General features: G+C 72.2%; 13 protein-coding genes. 3 read left to right on the forward strand and 10 right to left on the reverse strand.

Annotation, left to right across the window (positions count from 1 at the left end):
- The first annotated feature begins 1207 nt into the window (after positions 1-1207).
- Complete coding sequence (locus tag ACLQ2T_RS13905; RefSeq protein WP_425766477.1) at positions 1208-1705, forward strand: hypothetical protein; 498 nt, start codon at positions 1208-1210, stop codon at positions 1703-1705.
- Between the two features lie 81 nt (positions 1706-1786).
- Entirely contained in the window at positions 1787-2206 is a 420-nt protein-coding gene (locus tag ACLQ2T_RS13910; protein ID WP_425766478.1) for a YchJ family protein, read from the forward strand.
- On the opposite strand, the gene ACLQ2T_RS13915 is transcribed toward ACLQ2T_RS13910, so the two are convergent.
- On the reverse strand, positions 2182-3465 hold the full coding sequence (locus tag ACLQ2T_RS13915; protein ID WP_425766479.1) for an MFS transporter: 1284 nt from the start codon (positions 3463-3465) through the stop codon (positions 2182-2184). The genes ACLQ2T_RS13910 and ACLQ2T_RS13915 overlap by 25 nt on opposite strands.
- 184 nt (positions 3466-3649) lie before the next feature.
- Positions 3650-4804: a mechanosensitive ion channel family protein gene (locus ACLQ2T_RS13920; RefSeq protein WP_425766480.1), complete on the reverse strand. Its 1155-nt coding sequence runs from the start codon at positions 4802-4804 to the stop codon at positions 3650-3652.
- Positions 4805-4940: 136 nt separating this feature from the next.
- Here ACLQ2T_RS13920 and ACLQ2T_RS13925 point away from each other — a divergent pair, with 136 nt between their 5' ends.
- Positions 4941-6515 (forward strand): glutamate synthase-related protein, encoded by a 1575-nt coding sequence (locus tag ACLQ2T_RS13925; protein WP_425766481.1) that lies wholly within the window; start codon positions 4941-4943, stop codon positions 6513-6515.
- An 8-nt stretch (positions 6516-6523) separates the two neighbouring features.
- Here the strand turns inward: ACLQ2T_RS13925 and ACLQ2T_RS13930 are convergent, their stop codons facing one another.
- The 8 genes from ACLQ2T_RS13930 to ACLQ2T_RS13965 are packed head-to-tail and all read right to left on the reverse strand — an operon-like array spanning position 6524 to position 17489.
- A complete protein-coding gene (locus tag ACLQ2T_RS13930; protein WP_425766482.1) occupies positions 6524-7822 on the reverse strand; it encodes an MFS transporter in 1299 nt (432 codons plus the stop codon).
- 52 nt (positions 7823-7874) lie between these two features.
- Positions 7875-8225: a hypothetical protein gene (locus ACLQ2T_RS13935; RefSeq protein ID WP_425766483.1), complete on the reverse strand. Its 351-nt coding sequence runs from the start codon at positions 8223-8225 to the stop codon at positions 7875-7877.
- Between the two features lie 59 nt (positions 8226-8284).
- Entirely contained in the window at positions 8285-9682 is a 1398-nt protein-coding gene (locus ACLQ2T_RS13940; protein WP_425766485.1) for an FAD-binding oxidoreductase, read from the reverse strand.
- Positions 9679-10470: an alpha/beta fold hydrolase gene (locus ACLQ2T_RS13945; RefSeq protein WP_425766486.1), complete on the reverse strand. Its 792-nt coding sequence runs from the start codon at positions 10468-10470 to the stop codon at positions 9679-9681. The genes ACLQ2T_RS13940 and ACLQ2T_RS13945 overlap by 4 nt, the downstream gene beginning before the upstream one ends.
- Positions 10467-13946 (reverse strand): amino acid adenylation domain-containing protein, encoded by a 3480-nt coding sequence (locus ACLQ2T_RS13950; protein ID WP_425766487.1) that lies wholly within the window; start codon positions 13944-13946, stop codon positions 10467-10469. Before ACLQ2T_RS13950 ends, ACLQ2T_RS13945 begins: the two co-directional genes overlap by 4 nt.
- Positions 13943-14989 carry a methyltransferase gene (locus ACLQ2T_RS13955; protein ID WP_425766488.1) on the reverse strand — a complete coding sequence of 349 codons (1047 nt, stop codon included), beginning with the start codon at positions 14987-14989 and terminating at the stop codon, positions 13943-13945. Before ACLQ2T_RS13955 ends, ACLQ2T_RS13950 begins: the two co-directional genes overlap by 4 nt.
- Positions 14986-16335 (reverse strand): ATP-grasp domain-containing protein, encoded by a 1350-nt coding sequence (locus tag ACLQ2T_RS13960; protein ID WP_425766490.1) that lies wholly within the window; start codon positions 16333-16335, stop codon positions 14986-14988. The genes ACLQ2T_RS13955 and ACLQ2T_RS13960 overlap by 4 nt, the downstream gene beginning before the upstream one ends.
- Positions 16332-17489 carry an NAD(P)/FAD-dependent oxidoreductase gene (locus ACLQ2T_RS13965; protein WP_425766491.1) on the reverse strand — a complete coding sequence of 386 codons (1158 nt, stop codon included), beginning with the start codon at positions 17487-17489 and terminating at the stop codon, positions 16332-16334. Before ACLQ2T_RS13965 ends, ACLQ2T_RS13960 begins: the two co-directional genes overlap by 4 nt.
- Position 17490 lies beyond the last annotated feature (1 nt).

Genomic DNA, 17490 nt, shown 5'->3' on the forward strand with positions numbered 1-17490 from the left:
GGGGAGATCACCGGCTGACACACGAGGCCGGGGGACCTATCGCGCACGAGACCCCGGGGCCCTTCGCGGGCTGAGGGCTTTCGCACGAGGCATGGGGCCTTCGCGGCGCCGGGACCATGTACAACGACCGGCCACCCGCCGTCATTCCCGCCGGGCCAAAGACTCGCGGAGCCATCTGCCCAGATCAGAAGGCATGCATCGGCCGGTCAGGGATGTCCAACGACCTGCGAGCCGCCATCATTCCCGAGCTGAACCCAGGCAGACCGGACACCACACCCACCAACACCCCCACAGCCCCAGAACGGGCCTGCCCCGAATCTGCTCGTTGACTCCACACCAGGGACCCGAGGCTCCAAGCCCGCACCAGGAGGACTGGCCCCGTCTCCCCGGATGGGCAGGGCCGGCAGCCGCCATCGCCAGAAACCGCCGAGGCCGGACATCCGGACGATCAACCGATACGACCCCACAGCCCCGGGGTGACCCACCCCCGGCGGCTGACCCACCCCCGGGCGGCGGGGACACCGCCGTGCAGCGACGGACGGCAGCGGGCCCACGCCGTTACGCCGAAACGGCGGCGACCAAGGCGGCGGGAAACCGCCATTACGGCGTAACGGAGTCGATCAAGGCCACAACCGGACGGGCCGGAACACGGACGCGCAACGGGGAGATCAACAGGCAGTCGACACGACCCCCGGCTCGGGCGACCCACGCCCGGCAGCCGGGACACCCCCCAACAGCGGCGAGACGGGCAGCCGGACCGAGCCGTTACGCCGAAACGGCGGGGACCGAAGCGGCGGGAAACCGCCATCGCGGCGTAACGGAGTCGATCAAGGCCACAAACGGACGGGCCGGAACACGGATGCGCAACGGGGAGACCAACGGGCAGACGACACGACCCCGGCTCGGGCGACCCACGCCCGGCAGCCGGGACACCCCGTGTAGCGGCGGGACGGACAGCCAGCCCCGCCGTTACGCCGTAACGGCGGGGTCCTGGGCGGTGGGAAACCGCCATTTCGGCGAAACGGAGCCGATGAAGGCCCCAACCGGACAGGGCAGGACAGGGGTGTGCAGTGGCTCGGCTGGCAGGCGCGGAGGCGGCGGAGTTCTGGCCGACGCAGCGGGCGGGGCCAATAGTGTTGGTCTCAGCGGAGGTGGCCCCCGAACAGCGTCTCGTGCAGGCAGCGGACGAAAGTGAGGGAAGAGGCGGATGAAGGCGACCACAGTCGGCGTACCGGCAGCGGTTGGTCTCGCGCTCGGGGCTCTGCTCCTGCCGGGTGCCGCGCTGGCCGACACCACCGTGTCGCCGTCGACCACCCCGGTCGGCGGTACCGCCGTGCTCACCGCGACGACCTGCGGCCCGGACTCCGGCGACGCACTCTTTCGAGTCACCGGACCCGGCCGTGACCAGAATGTCCGTTCCACCACCGCCAGGGCGGGCGGCGGGTTGAGCGCGGACCTGTTCACGGCCGGTTTCACCCTGGGTACGTACACCGTGGCGGCCACCTGCGGCGACGGTACGCCGGGTGGCAGGGCAACCTTCACGGTGACCCCGATCGGCGGCGCGCAGGCCGGCGATCGGGCCGACGGCGGGGTGGGCACCCTCGTAGCCGGCGCCACCCTGCTGCTCACCTCGCTCGGCGGGGCGGTCATCCTGGCCCGACGCCGTCGTCATGCGGCCGAGGCCGCGACCCTCTGGCGCCGGTGATCCCCGGCGGAGACCAGGCCGGTCGGGTGCAGGGTGCACCCCGGCGGGTCCGGGTGCGGCGGGCCCGGCGAGGATGGGGCCATGGCACGACGAGACAGCAGATCAGCGCCCCGACCCGATCCGGTGGGAGTGTGCCCGTGCGGGCAGGGTCTGCCGTACGGGGACTGCTGCGGGCGGCTGCATCGCGGTGCGGCGCAGGCGCCGACCGCGCAGGCCCTGATGCGTTCCCGGTACGCCGCCTTCGCCGTCGGTGACCGGGACTACCTGCTGCACAGCTGGCACAGCAGCACCCGGCCGGCGCGGCTGATCCTGGATCCCGGCCAACGGTGGACCGGCCTTGAGGTCGTCGGCACCGAGCAGGGCGGCTTGTTCGACAGCACCGGCACGGTCGAGTTCCGCGCGCACTACCGCGACGCCGCCGGCGCCGCCACGATGACCGAGCGCAGCCGTTTCGTCCGCGAGGACGGACGCTGGGTCTACCTGGACGTCGACCGGCCCTGACTCCGACCGGGCTCAGACGGGCAGCCGCGGGAAGGCACCGGGCGCCACCGACCGCCGCCGAGCATCAGCACCGCGATCAGCAGGTACGGCAGGGCGGCCAGGGCGAAGGCCGTGCCGTTGCCACCTGCGGTGGCCACCACCCCGAACCCGACGTACGTGGCGATGGTGATCACTTCGGTGGCCATCCCGGCCAGCGAGGTGACCGTGGCCCGCCGGGTGCCGGTGATCCGGGCCTGCAATCGTGCCTCGGCCAGCACCGAGGCGAGCTGGAATCCGCAGAATGCCCCCGCCAGCAGCAGAAAGCCGGCCGGGTGCCGCAGCAACGCCCCACCGGCCAGGGCCGATGCCGAGGCGGCCAGCAGGACGGCGTACCCCCGGGTGCGCAGCCGTCCGCCGACCGGGGCCAGCAGCCCACCGGCCACCTGGCCGACCGTCAGCAGCAGAAGCAGCAACGGCACCGTGGTCAGGGCGACTCCGGTGTCCCGGGCCAGCAGTGGGGTGTACTCCTCAAGAGCACCCCAGATCGCGGTCACCGCCGCGACCAGCAGCACACCCAGGCGTACCGCTGGGTCCTGTCGGGCCTCGACCAGGCCGCTTCGCAGGCCCGGCCACCAGCCGGGTTCGTCGGCGGACCCGGCCTGAGAGCCGTCCGGTGCCTGCGGCTCCGTCGACGCGACGGCGCCGGGGTGTCGGTGCTCGGGGAAGCCGACGGCGACGGCGGCGGCCGACAGGCAGGCCACCACACTGGCCAGGCCGACGGCGGGATAGCCACCCGGCCCGAGTACCGGCCCGGCCAGCAGGATCGAAGCCAGTACGCCGAGGGTGCCGGCCGTACGGGCCCGGCCGATGACCCGGGCGTAGCGGTCCGCCAGTCCCAGGTGGTCGAGTTCGTCGTAGACCAGTGCTTCGAGCGCACCGGAGGCCAGGGCGGCACCGGCTCCCCAGAGGACGAACCCGAACGCGAACGCCGGATAGGAGGGCACGGTCGTCCACAGGGCGAAACCGGCGGCGGAGCACAGCGGCCCGAGGCAGAGCATCAACCGCCGGGAGGTGGCGTCGGCCCACGCACCGGAGGGCACTTCCAGGAGGATGCCGGCCACCGACCAGATCACGAACAGCGAGGAGATCTGCCCGACGGACAGTCCGGTGTCGGCGAACAACAGGGCGTACACCGGGTACAGCAGGACCAGGTCGGTGAGGAACGCGTACGCGTAGAGGGTGGACGCCAGGCGGCGGCCCCCGGCGATGGTGGGGATCATGAGGCCTTCCGGGTGGGACGGGATGACGGATGCGCGGGTACGGCATCCGTCGGCGGCCCACGGCCTCGATCAGGGCATCAATGTCGCCGGTTCATGGCGGCGATGGTAGTCGGCGCGGCGGCTGGCCGCTGCCCCTGTCGACACGGGTACGGGGCCCCGCCCGGGGCCCCGTACCACGAGGGTCTCAGCGGCGGGTCTCGTCGTCCGGCCGGGGCAGGATGATTGTCGATTCGCTGTCGTCGGCGGTGCGCTGGGTCGGCACCTCCGGTGCCGACGTGGTGACCTGGGTGGCCTCCGGGTCGTCCTGCCGGGGCAACGGGGTCGTCGGGTCACTGTCGCGGCCCGGGAGGCTGACCACCTGGGTGGCCTCCGGGTCGTCGTAGGCGCCGACCTCACCGGCCCGGTCACCGCGCGAAGCGGCCGTGTCGGTCGCGGCCGAGGTGGTCGGGGAAGTAGCGGGCGGCGCGCTGAAGGTCGGCTCGGTCGGCACACCCGCGGCCGGGGTGACCGGGTCGGTGTGGGCGGGGGTGGCCGGGTCAGGGTGGACCGGGTCGGGGTGAACCGCGACGGCCGGCTCCGCGTAACCGGGGGCCGCCGACTCGGTGCGGACCGGGGCGGTCGGGCGCTGCTCGGCTTCCCGGCGGGTGGCGGAGTAGGCGCGGGCGTGCTCGGCGATGGTGCGCGACTCCTGCTCGGCGCGGAACAGCCAGGACTCCCAGCGGCTCTGCATCGGCCGGACCAGGCCGCCGCCGACCCCGACGACCAGGATGCCGCCGACGGTGGCCAGCACCGCGATCAGCACCGGGGTGGTCACGGCGGTGGCGACGCCGATCTGGTTGAGGGCGGCGATGATGCCCAGACCGAGGATGAAGGCCGAGGCGATGGTGGCCAGCAGCCGGCCGTACGACAGGCCGCCGAGGGCCCCGGAGATGATGTCCTTGACCGCGCTGGCGATCGCTGCTGCGACGACCACGATGACGATCGCGACGAAGGCGCGCGGCAGCCAGGCGATGACCCCGGCGATCAGGTCGGAGATCGGGTTCGGCCCCCAGATGCCGAAGGCCAGGTAGAGGGTGAGCAGCAGCACCCCGTAGTAGGCCAGCCGGGCGACGATGTCGCTGGCGTCGTACCGGGAGTTGGCCAATGCCCGACGGATACCGCCACGCTCGACGGCCCGGTCGAACCCGACCCGTTCCAGCAGCCGGTCCACCAGTTTCAGGACCGCCTTGGCGATCAGCCAGCCGGCCACCAGGATCGCCACGAAGGCGACGGCGCGGGGCAGGAAGAGCAGTATCGAGCGGAGGGTGTCCCCCACCGCGTCGCCGAAGTTCTCTCGCATCGAAGGGTCCTCCACAGGGGCGGGTGATACGTCCGGCCCGACCTACCCGGGTGGCTGAGCCAGGAAACCTCGGCAGCGGCGCCGACCTGAACTCGGCAGACGTTTGATCCGGCCCGGCGGCGGAAAGTGTGCCGAGATGAGATGGGCCCGCCACGCCGTACCGGCAGCCGTCGCCGCGCTCGCCGCCGTCGCCACCCGTGACCTGCTGCAACGCGAACACGCGTTGCGGCGCAACTTTCCCCTGCTGGGCCGGGCCCGCTATCTGCTCGAATCGATCGGGCCGGAGTTGCGGCAGTACATAGTGGCCGGCAACAACGAGGAGCGGCCCTTCACCCGGGACCAGCGACGCTGGGTGTACGCCTCGGCCAAACAGCAGAACAACTACTTCGGGTTCGGCACCGACAACGACATCGAGTTCACCCCCGGCTACCCGATCATCAAGCACCGGACCTTCGGCCGGGCGGTGCCGCCGTCCGCACCAGCCCTCGGGCACGAGGTGCGGCTGCCGTGCGCGAAGGTGCTCGGGGCGGCCCGGGGACGGGCCCGTGCCTTCCGACCGGAGTCGGTGGTGAACCTGTCCGGGATGAGCTTCGGTTCGCTGTCCGGGCCGGCGGTGGAGGCGCTGAACCGGGGCGCGGCGCTGGCCGGGTGTCTGCACAACACCGGTGAGGGCGGGCTGTCGCCGTACCACCGGCACGGCGGGGAACTGATCTTCCAGCTCGGTACGGCGTACTTCGGCTGCCGGGACGGGCGGGGCCGCTTCGACCTGGCCCGGCTGAAGGACCTGGTGGCCGACGCCCCGGTACGGGCGCTGGAGATCAAACTCAGCCAGGGTGCCAAGCCCAGCCTGGGCGGGCTGCTGCCGGGGGCGAAGGTGTCTGCGGAGATCGCCGCCACCCGGGGCATCCCGGTCGGGAAGGACTGTGTGAGCCCGTCCCGGCATGCCGAGTTCTCCGACTGCGACAGTCTGCTCGACTGGGTGGAGTTGCTGGCCGCCGAGACCGGTCTGCCGGTCGGCGTCAAGTCCGCCGTCGGTGACCTCGACTTCTGGACCGAACTGACCGACCTGATGCGGGACACCGGTCGAGGGGTCGACTTCGTCACCGTCGACGGTGGCGAGGGCGGCACCGGCGCCGCCCCACTGATCTTCACCGACTCCGTGTCGCTGCCGTTCCAGCAGGGCTTCACCCGGGTCTACGCCACCTTCGCCGAACGTGACCTGCACGAGCAGGTGGTCTTCGTCGGCTCCGGCAAGCTGGGCCTGCCGGACAACGCCACCGTCGCCTTCGCCCTCGGCTGCGACATGGTGGCCGTCGGCCGGGAGGCGATGCTGGCGATCGGCTGCATCCAGGCCCAGAAGTGCCATACCGACACCTGCCCGACCGGGGTGGCCACCCAGAACGCCTGGCTGGCCCGGGGCCTGCACCCGACCTCCAAGGCGGTGCGCGCCGCGCACTACGTCAAGACCCTGCGGCGGGACCTGATGAAGGTGGCCGAGGCCTGCGGTGTCGAACATCCCGCTCTGATCGACACCGACGCCGTGGAGATCCTCGGCGGCCGGACCACCTCCACCCCACTGCGGGAGGTGTACGGGTACCGCCCGGGCTGGGGTCTGCCGTCGACCGCCGACCGGGCGGCCATCGCGGAGTTGATGGCGTACGAGGCGCCCCAGGGCGGCAGCGCCACCCCCTCACCGACCGCCCGACACTGACCGGCTCGCTACCACCGGCGCTTGAGGACCACCCGCCTGCCCCGGACGGACCTGGGCGGCCCGGACAAGGCGGAGTCGGCCTTCGGCTGCTCGGTGGTGGCACTGAAGGGGCGTCGGACGCCGATCGCCGCACAGGCCGCGGAGAGCACCCCGATCACCGCACAGAGGAGCCAGACCCCGACCCCGACCCGGTTCCAGGCCAGCAGGCCCACCGCGGGGCCCAGGGCGAATCCCAGGCCGTACATGGTCTGCGCCACCCCGATGTAGCGGCCCTTGACCGGGGCGGGTGCGGTCGCGGCGTGGGCGAACATGGTCGGTCCGCTGATCATCATGCCGGCGACCAGGGCGAAGGTGCAGATCGCGACCAGGGTGAGCGACCCGCCGGGCAGTCCGTACCCGGCGATCCCGATGGCGAACAGCAGGGTGCCCAGGCCACCGGCGATCCCCGGCGGCCAGCGCCGCACCACAGTGGTGACCTTCAACTCGCAGGTGATCAGGATGACCGAGGCCAGGGTGAGCACCGCGCTGTAGATGACGGCGGGATGACCGGCCGCCGCGAGGCTCAGCGGCAGTACGGCGGTGAACTGCGCGTAGATCATCGAGCTGAGCAGCATCGCCGCCAGGTAGACGAGGAACCGGGTGTCGCGCAGCATGGTCAGGTACCCGGCCGCCGGGGTGCTCCCGGCCTCGGCCGACCCCGGACGCTCTGCGGTGCGGCTCCGGCCGGGCAGCAGGGTGATCGCCAGTACGGCGTACGCCAGCGCGGTGATGGAGTTGATCCAGAACAGCAGGTTCCAGTTGACCGCGATCGCGGCGGCGGCCAGCAGGGGACTCACCGCCGTTCCGGCGTTCATGGCTATCCGCATCATCGAGAAGGCCATGACGCGGTGCTGCTCGGGCATCAGGTCGCTGAGCATCGCGGCGGCCGCCGGCCGGTAGGCGAGGGTGGCCATCCCGGCCAGCGCGGTGACCGTCAACAGCGCCGGATAGCGGCCCGGCGTACTCACCCAGGGCATGAGCCCGATCAGCACGGCGGAGCCGACCATGGTCACGGCGATGGTGGCGCGGCTGCCGAGGCGATGGGTCAGCTCACCCCCGAGCACGGTGCCGGCCACCGCCCCGATGCCGAAGACGCTCAGGCTCAGACCGGCCTGGTTGACGGACAGGCCCCGATGCACCAGGTAGAGCACGAGGAACATCTGGACGAAGGCGCCTAGCTGGTTGACGAAGACGCCCGCCAACAGATACCGGACCGAGCGGGGGGTGGCCCGGAAGGACTCGATCACCCCGGGTGCCGTACCGGTCATGCCGGCCTCCTGTAGCCGTACACAGTGGATGGATGGGGGACGGCGGTCGGGCTCAGCAGGTCGCCTCCTCGATGGCGGAGGTGCCCGCGCTGGCGCGCGGCGCGAATCGCTCCCACTCCTCGTGCAGCCGGATGCGCCCGTCGGCGAGGATCTCCGGCCGGCTGGTGCTCCGGCCGGAGATCACTTCGCCGCCCTGCAGCACCATGCTGTAGGAGAAGGCCAGGGTGCCGTCCTCGGCGCACCGGCCCACGAGGGAGCCACGGCGTACCTCGCCACCGGCGACCTCCGCCCAGACCAGGTCGCCCTGCTGGTGGTAGATCGCCGTCGGCGCGCCGCTGTCGGTGACCTCCTCGGGTCTGCGGAAGCGCCGACCGTCATAGCTGATGCGGGGGTTCGTGGCCATGCCGTTCTCCTTCGGGTGACCTGATGCCGATGGGCTCCGCAGCCCATGAGCAGCCGCTGTCAGGAACCGATGCTCTGGTCGAACCGGAACAGGTTGTCCGGGTCGTGGCGGCGCTTCACCTCGACCAGCCGCGGATAGTTGACTCCGTAGTAGGCCGTCTGCCAGTCCCGCAGATCGGGGTCGGTGAAGTTCTGGTACGCGGCATGTGGCAGGTGTCCGCCGGTGGCCGCGTACGTCTCCGCCAGCCACCGCTGGTTGGCGGCGACCCGGTCGGGGGCGTCCTGTCCGGTCCAGGAGGTGTCCATGCAGACCAGGAAGAGGGCGTCGCGGTGGACGAACGCCGTCTCGGTGGCGGGGATCCGGTTCATCGCCCCACCCCACGAGAACAGCCCCACCCCGGCACCGTCCGGGTTGCCGCTGCCCGGCCAGTCCCGCAGTCGGGACACCAGGATCTCCAGCACCTCCGCGGACAGGGGCTCGGCGGTCACCCGGGTACGCGCGGCGAACCGGTCGGCCGAGGTGTCGTGCCGGAGGAACTCGTCGCCCGCCCAGTAGTCCATCTCGGCGAGGTGACACCGGTCCGGGACCGCCACCTCCAAGGCCGGCGCCAGGAGCTGCCGCAGCTCGTCGGCCGAACCCAGGAACAGGCCCACCGCGGAAACCCGGAGGTTCTGCCCGGCCTGACCGGGCTCCGAGCCGCTGGTGTCCAGTCCCAGTCGGGTGGAGAACTCCTCCGGGGCCTGCGCGACGATCCGTTGCAGCACGGTGAGCAGCTCGATCGGGTCGGACGCCGACCAGACCAGAGCGAACACGGAGACGTCCCGGACCTCCCGCGCCTGGAAGGTGAAGGAGGTGTTGATCCCGAAGTTGCCGCCGCCCCCGCCGCGACAGGCCCAGAACAGATCGGCGTTCTCGGTCGCGTCGCACCGCAGGACCCGGCCCTGCGCGGTGACCACGGTCGTCTCGACCAGGGCGTCACAGGTGAGGCCGAAGGCCCGGGAGACCGCCGCCACTCCCCCGCCCAGGGTCAACCCGCCGATGCCGACCGTAGGACTGTTACCGGCCGGGAAGGCCACCTGATGCTGTTGCAGCACCGGATACAGATCCGCCATGGTCGTGCCGCCGCCGACCGTCACCAGACCGGTCGTGGCCTGCACGGTGACCGTGTTCAGCGCCGACAGGTCGATCACCAGGCCCTCGTTGACCGAATAGCCCGCGTAGCTGTGGCCGGAGGACCGGGCCACCACCGGCAGGTTCATCTCCCCGGCCCACCGCAGGCAGTGCTGGATGTCCGCCACGGTCCGCACGGAGGCCACCGCAGCCGGGCGGACATCGGCGTAGCGCTTGTTGAACAGGCTCCGCTTGGCGTCGTACGGCGCCTGGTTCGGCAGCCAGAGCCGACCGGTCAGCTCGTCGGCCAGTCGGCGCCAACTGCGCTCGGCGATCGCGACGGTCACTGGGTTCGCTCCTCTCCGGTGGCCAGCGACGCGGCCCGGTCGACCAGACCGGCGAAGTCGCGGGCGTGGCTGACATGTGCCGCGTGACCGGCCCCGGCGATGGTGACGAACTCGCCCCGGGGGACGAGCACGGAGATCCGGTGGGCCACCTCGCGGTGGTGGGGCAGGGAGCGGGTGCCGGCGGCGACCACCACCGGTACGGACAGCTCCGCCGGCTCGAAGGCCACCTCGTCCTGGCTGGGGTCGCCCATCTCCACCAGCAGGGTCGGGCCCTGCCGCTGGAGGTCGGTCCGCGACTGCGGGCTCAACCGGGCCCAGCCCGCCTCGCCGAGGATGTGCCGCAGCACGGACTGCACGGCCTCGCCCGGATCGGCCTCGCCGGTGCCGCCGGCCTCGACCTCGGGCTGCCACCAGGGCAGCCAGCGGATCGGTGGTTCGAAGGCCACGACGGCCGCCGGCAGATCCGGTCGCTGGGCCGCCGCGCAGAGGGCGACGAGCCCACCGTAGGAGTGGCCGGCGACGACCGCACCCGGCAGCTCGGTGAGGATCTCGCAGAGATCCTCGACATGGTGCCGCAGGGTGGTGTGCTCGTCGCCGAGGTCGTGGGAGCCGGCCCAGCCGCGCCGGTCCCAGCCGACGACCCGCCAGTTGGGCAGGTGACGGGCCACCGTACGGAAGTTCGCCGCCCGGTCGAGGGTGCCGTGCACCAGCACCACCGTGCCGGTGGTGTCGGTGTCGGGCGGCTCCTGCAGGGTCACCAGGGCGGGGCGTACCGCTACCGGGCTCATGTCGGTGCTCCGATCCTGGGTCGACTGATGAGCTGGGTGGCGATGCCCTCCGGCGTCGGTTTGATCAACAGGTCCTCCACGTCGAGCAGCAGTCCTGCCTCGGCTTCCAGGGCGGCCAGCAGCTCGGCGCTGGCCAGGGAGTCGCCGCCGAGGGAGTAGAAGTCCGAGTCCGCCCTGATCCGGTGCTGCGGGACCTGGAGGCTGGTGGCGAAGATCCGGGCGATCCGCCAGGTGAGCCGGGTCAGCCGGGTGAAGGTCTGCTGGTCGGTCAGGGGCGGCACCGCAGCCGGCGATGTCGGCGTCGAGACCGCCGGTGCTGGGACCGCAGGCGTCGGGACCGGCGGCGGTGCCGGCGAGGGGGGTGCCGGTGCTGGGGCCGCCGGCGAGGGGGGTGCCGGGGGGTTCACGGCGGTGGGCGGGAGAGGCTCGCGGACAGCGGCATCCCGCTGCTCGGTGGAGCCGTGGCCGGTCTTGCCGGTGAGGGTCCGGGGCAGTTCGTCCAGGAACTCGAATCGTGACGGGATCATGGCACTGTGCAGCCGGCTCGCCAGGTGGGCGGTGATCTCCTCCTGCCGACCGCGTACGGCGTCCCGGCCCCCGGCCGAGACGTCGAGCACGACCAGCGCGGTCAGCTGCCCGTCGCGCTCCACCACACTGCACTGAAGCACCCCGGGGGCGTCCTGGAGAATCCGCTCGACCTCGTCCAGCTCGACCCGCTGGCCCCTGATCTTCGCCTGCCGGTCCCGTCGGCCCAGGTACTCCAGGGTGCCCTCGGGACGCCACCGGCAGATGTCCCCGGTGCGGTAGATCAGCCGCCCCGGCCGGGTGTCGAAGGGATCGGGCCGGAACCTCTGCTCCATCAGCTCCGGCTGGCCGAGGTAACGCCCCACCCCGAGGCCGCCGATGCACAGTTCACCGGGCTGCCCGACCGGCACCGGTCGCAACGCCTCGTCCAGGACGTACACCCGCTTGTTCGGCACCGGTCGGCCGATCGGCGGCTCCTCCTCGGCCGGGTCGCACTCGTGCCAGGTCGCCCACACCGCCGTCTCGGCCGGACCGTACAGGTTGAGGAACCGTCGACCGGGTGCGGCCCACCGCCGCAGCACCCCGGTCGGCAACCGCTCCCCGGCCGCTGCGGCGATCCGCAGGTCGGGTAGGGGGTCCGGGGCCAGCGCCGCCCACACCGAGGGGGTGAGGGTGGCCACGGTGATCCCGTACCTGCGCATCGTGCGCAGCAGGGGCGGCCCGACGGTCAGTTCCGTCAGCGGCACGGTCACCAGGACCGCCCCACCCAGCGCGGCCATGGTCAGGTCGAACACGCAGCCGTCGAAGTTGGGCGACAGGAACTGGAGCACCCGATCCGAGGGACGGATGCCGAACACCCGCCGCTGCGCCAGGTGCAGGTTCACCATCGCCTCGTGGGAGATCGCGATGGCCTTCGGCTTGCCGGTGGTACCGCTGGTGAAGACGACGTACGCGGTGTTGCCGGGCGCCACCCCGGTCACCGGTGCCGTCGGTGCCCGACCGGTGTCCGGGACGACGAGCAGGTCGGTCGCCAGTTGCCGGGCCGCCAGCCGGGCCGCCGAGACGGGATCGGTCAACACGATCCCCACCGAGGCCTCCTGGAGCATGACTCGCAGCCGCTCCGGCGGGCAGGTGTGTTCCGCCAGCAGGAAGGCGCCGCCGGCCTTGCCGACCGCCAGGGTGGCGATCAGCAGTTCGACGGAGCGATCCAGGACCACACCGACGACGCTCTCCGGTTCCACCCCACGGGTACGCAGCTCCCGGGCCAGGGCGTTGGCCCGCTCCTCGACCTCCCGGTAGGTGTGCGGCACCCCCCGGTCCAGTACCGCCACGGCCTCGGGATCCAGCCCGGCCCGGTGTGCGAACACCTCATGCCAGAGGCGCCGGGTCCCCAGTGGCGCGGCGGTGTCGTTCCAGGTGACGAGTTGCTCGTACCACGGGTCGGCGGTCTGCCCCGGGGTGGCGGGCGCGACCGGGGTGACCTGCTGAACCGGGTCGACCGGTGCGACGGCCGGGACCAGCTCGACGGCGCTGGCCGGCGTGACGGCCGGGACCGACGCGATGGGGTTGACCGGGGCGACCGCAGTGACCGGACAGCCGGACGGTTGCGGGTCCGCGGTGATCCGGGTAACCGGTTCCGGCCGTGGGTGGCGGTCCAGGTCGGCACCCACGGCCGGAACCTGCTCATCGGCCGGGTGCAGCATCGTCCAGGCGTGCGCCGGGCAGCGGGTGTTCACGTGCGGACCCCACTGCACCGCGTCCGCTCGGTCGGCCAGCCGGTAGTGGGGGAACCGGTCCAGGAAGGCCAGGATCGCCCAGCCGGCCAGCCGCTCGGCGTAGGGTGCGCCGATGCAGTGGTGCCGGCCCATCCCGAACCCCAGGTGCCGGCCCTGCTGGCGGGTGATGTCCAGCTTGCGGGGGTCGGTGAACCTGCGGGGGTCCAGGTTGGCGGCCCCGGGCAGCACGACGACGGACTGCCCGGCCCGCAGGGCCACCCCGGCCAGTTCCAGGTCCTCGGCCACCTGACGGGCCAGGTACTGGCTGGAACCGTCGATCCGCATGAACTCGTCGACCGCCTGGTCGATCAGCTCCGGCCGGTTCCGCAGCAGGGCCTGCTGGTCGGGGTGGGCGGCCAGGTGCAGCAGTCCGGTGCAGACCAGGTGGGTGAGGGTCTGGTAGCCACCGGCGGTGAAGACGACACAGTTGGCCGCCACGGTCTCCAGACCGTACTCGGTGTCCCGGTCCGACTTGCGGGGGCGGCCGGCCAGGGCCTGCGCCAGGGAACTGACCAGGTCCGGCCCGGGTTCGGTGAGCCGTCGCCGCGCCTCGGCCCGGAAGTAGGCCATGGCCTCGTCGAGGACCGGCAGTACCGCCCGGTCTCGCAGGTTCGGCAGGGTGGACAGACTGCCGATGAGCCGACCGTAGGCGTCGGCCCAGGCGACCAGCCGCTGCGGCTGACCGGTGACCGCCAGCAGGGTCTCCGCCAGGGCGACATGCAACCGCTGGGCGAACTCCTCGACCAGGTCCACCTCACCGCGCTCCGGCAGGGCCTCGACCATGGCGGTGGCGATGTCCCGCAGCTCCGGGTCGCGCTGACGCACCCTGGACGGGGCGAACTGGTCGCGTACCGCCGCTCTGATCTCGACCTGATCGGGCGGATCCATGAAGATCATCTGTTCGAGCAGCATCCCGCCGACTCCGGCGAATTCCGACAGCCCGCGCGAGGTCAGGGTCTGCGCGGAGTGGATCCGGGCCGAGCGGAACCGCCGGTGGTCGGAGAGGATCTCCGCGGTCTCGGCGTACCCGGAGCACACCCACACCCGGGCCACCGTGTCGAAGAAGAGGGGACCGAGTTCGGCGACGGCGTCGAAGTAGCCGGTGGGGTCGGCGATCACCTCGGGCCGACCGAGCAGGTGGATGCCGTGTCGCCGCGGGTCGAAGGTCGCTGTCATGCCCCCTCGTCTCCCCCGGCCGGGGCGGACCGGTCGCGCTGGTCACCGGCCTTGTGACCGATGATCAAATGCTTGTCGCCGGTGGACCGACGCACCGTGCAGTCGGTGAAGCCGGCCTCGGTCAGCAGGGCGAGGTACTCGGCCGTCGTCCGGTGCCGCCCCCGGGTCTCCAGCTGCATGAGCAGGTTCATCACCGAGGTCGCCAACGGGCCCGTGTGGTCGTCGGCGAACAGTCGATCCATCACCAGGACCCGGCCGCCCACGGCGCACGCCCGGTAGGCGTTGCGCAGGATGTGCAGGCACTCCTCGTCCGGCCAGTTGGACATCACGTAGCCCAGCGAGACCAGATCACCGGGCGGCAGGTTCTCGGTAAAGAAGTCACCGGCCACGAAGTCCAGCCGGTCGGCCACCCCGGCGGCCAGCCCCGCGCGGATCAGGTGGGGACGTACCGGCGGCAGGTCGAACACGACGGCCCGCAGCCCGGGAGACTGCTGTAGCGCGGCGGCCGCGAAGGGCCCGTTGGCACCTCCCGCATCCACCAGCAGACCGGCGGCGGGCAGGTCGGCCAGGGCGGCCAACTCCTTGGACACCCCGTGGCTCAGGTGCCACATGGCGTCCATGAACTCCCGGGTGGACTCCTCGTCGCGGTAGAAGATGTCGTACGGGCCCTCGCGGGTGGCGTCCACGGTGGCCTTGCCCCGACGCAGGTACTCCTCCAGCCGCTGCATCCGTTCGGCCGCCCCGAGAGTCAGGTGCTCGACGAAACCGCCGATGTACCGGGCGTTGCCCCGGTCGAACAGCGGAAGGGCCTCCTCGGTCAGGCGGTACGCACCGGCGGGGTCACGCCGCACGATCCCGAACGTCACACAGACCAGCAGCAGCCGCTCCACGGTGTCACCGTCGAGACCGAGTTGGTCGGCGACCGCACCGGCGGACAGCGGCCCGTTCTTGATCAGGCAGGTGAGGATGTCGTGCCGGTCTACCAGGTGCAGCACGGGGGTGGAGACCAGGCCGTAGATGGCCTGCTCGATGTGGGGTGTCACAGTCGCTCCCGGGCAGCGTCGGTCAGTGGTCCCGGTGATCCGTCGTCCTCGACGTCGAGCAGTCCGGCCGGCATCTGGAAGGGGGTCCCCTCCGGCGGTGGGGGCAGGGGTTCGGCCGCCAGCCGTACCCGGTCGATCGCCTGTCCCAGCCGGGTGGTGCAGGTGTCCGGATCGGCCGCCGTGCAGACCACGAAGGAGTGCCGGGCGATGTAGCCGCCGGGGGGCAGGCGAAGTTCCGTGCCGGGTCCGACCATGGCCACGGCGGAGACCAGGCCGGCCGCCGGGTCCGGCTGCGGCAGGGACAGCTCGGTGACCCGGCAGTCGTACGGGGGGTAGCCGAACCGGATCCCGGCCGCCCTGCGCTTTTCGACCGTGAACCGGGGCTGGTTGCCGGTCGCCACCTCCACCAGTACCTCACCGGGGTCGATCCCGGTCGCCAGCTTGCCGAGGTACGGGATGAGGTCTCCACCGAGGCGCCCGTTGACCTCGACGATCACCGGACCCCGGCGGGTCAGCTTGACCTCCGTGTGGGTCATCCCGAAGCCGATGCCGAGCACCCGGTGGCTGACGGCCAGCAGGTCCCGCAGCGCGGGGTCGGCCAGCAGCGGGTCGGCGGGGTCGACGACATGGCCGATCTCCTCGAAGTACGGCTCCCACCCGGTCTGCTTACGGGCCAGGTACATCGGCCGGTAGTCGCCGTCGACGACGACTCCGTCGATGCTGACCTCCGGACCGTCCAGGTACTCCTCGATCAGGGCACCACCCTGGTAGGGCTGGTCACCGGCGAGACTGGCCTGCGCCGCCACCTGGTAGGCGCGGTCCAGTTGGGCCTGGTCCTCGGCCAGCACCACCCCGATGCTGGCGCCCAGGGCCCGGGGCTTGACCACGACCGGGTAGCCGATCGAGGCGGCCAGCTCGCGGGCCTGGGTCGGGCTGGTGGCGTAGCCGTGCGCGGGTTGGGTCAGCCCGGCGGCGTGCAGCAGCTGGCGGGTACGGTGCTTGTCCCGGCAGCCCAGGACTCCGTCGGTGCCCAGGCCGGGCAGGTCCAACTCGGCGGCGATCATGGCGCTGGGCAGCACCAGGGGCTCGTCCCAGCAGAGCACCCCGACGACCCGATGGGTGGCGGCCAGCTTCCGGGCGGTGGCGGCCAGGTTGTCATGGTCGTGGACGTTCGTCACCGTCCAGCCGGCCAGGTAGGGCCGCTGCCAGGTAGGGGTGGTGCCGTTGATCAGCCAGAGGTCGTAGCCGGCCTCCCGCGCCCGGCGGGACGCCGAGGAGACCAGGTACTCCCGGTAGACGCTCAGTCCGCTGCCAACCACGAGCAGCATCCCGTCATGGGGTTTCATACCGCTTCCTTCCGATGATGTGCCGTGCCCCGTCTGCGGGAGGTGTCCAGGCCGGGTGGGGGTGCGCGCAGTCCGGCCACCTTCTCGGCGATCAGCGGCGCGGTCTTGAATCCGCCGCCGCCGCAGGCCGCGTAGGCCCAGGTCGGCGACGGGGAGGGGCCCAGACGGGCTAGGAGGGCACCACCGGTGGCCTGGTCGGCCAGGTAGTAGCACTCCCGGGTTCGGGCGGGCGCGGGTGCCATCCCGCCGGCCACGATCGAGCTGAGCAGGTGGCTCAGCGCTCGGCGCCGCGACGGCGGGGTACGCCGGGAGCCGATCCGCTCGACCGGCCGGCACACCGCCTGGGTGCTCACCTTCAGGTCGGTGTCGGCCCCGGGGGGCAGCAGCCAACCTCCGGCCTGCGGGCCGGTGCGGAACATCACCACCGGGGTCGAGTTCCAGGCGGTCGATTCCGCCGGGTCGGGCCGCCGGTAGAGCATGCTCTGCCGGTACAGGGTCACCGGTGCCGGGAGCAGCCCGGCCAGCAGCGACCGGGACCAGGCCCCCGCCGCCACGAAGAGCAGGTCACCGGCGAGGGTCGACCCCCCGGCCAGGGTGACTGCGGCGGCGGCCGGGTCCACCTCGACCACCCGGTGGTACGGCAGCAGCCGCACCCCGTCGTGCTGCCGCAGCCACCGGGCTGTCTCCGTCAGCACCCGACGGGCCAGCAGCACCCCGGCCCCGGGCTCCAGCAGACCGGCGGCTTGCCCCGGGAAGGTCAGATGCGCCAGCCGTTGCCGCAGTTGCCGGGGCTCCAACAGCTCGCCCTCGACTCCGGCTGCGCGCATCAGGCGCAGGTTGTCGGTCGCCTCGGTGACGGACTGGACGACCAGGACACCCACCCGGCGATAGATCGGGGTGGCCAGCAGACCTTGCAGCTCCGCCCAGCGTCCGGGCAGGACGGCCGCCGCCCGGGTGGCCGCCGGGTCGCCCAGGTGCAGGGCGCGAACCACCCGGTGCTGGTCGAAGGAGGCCGCCGCCGGGTTGGGGATCGGCCCCTGGTCCAGCACGGTCACCTCGTCGCCGCGACGGGCGCACTCCAGCGCGGTGAGCAGGCCGACCACACCGGCGCCCACGATCAGCACCCGCCGTCCGGTCGGGGTGGCGGCCGGCATC

The sequence above is a fragment of the Micromonospora sp. DT229 genome, assembly GCF_049844505.1.
GTDB lineage: Bacteria > Actinomycetota > Actinomycetes > Mycobacteriales > Micromonosporaceae > Micromonospora.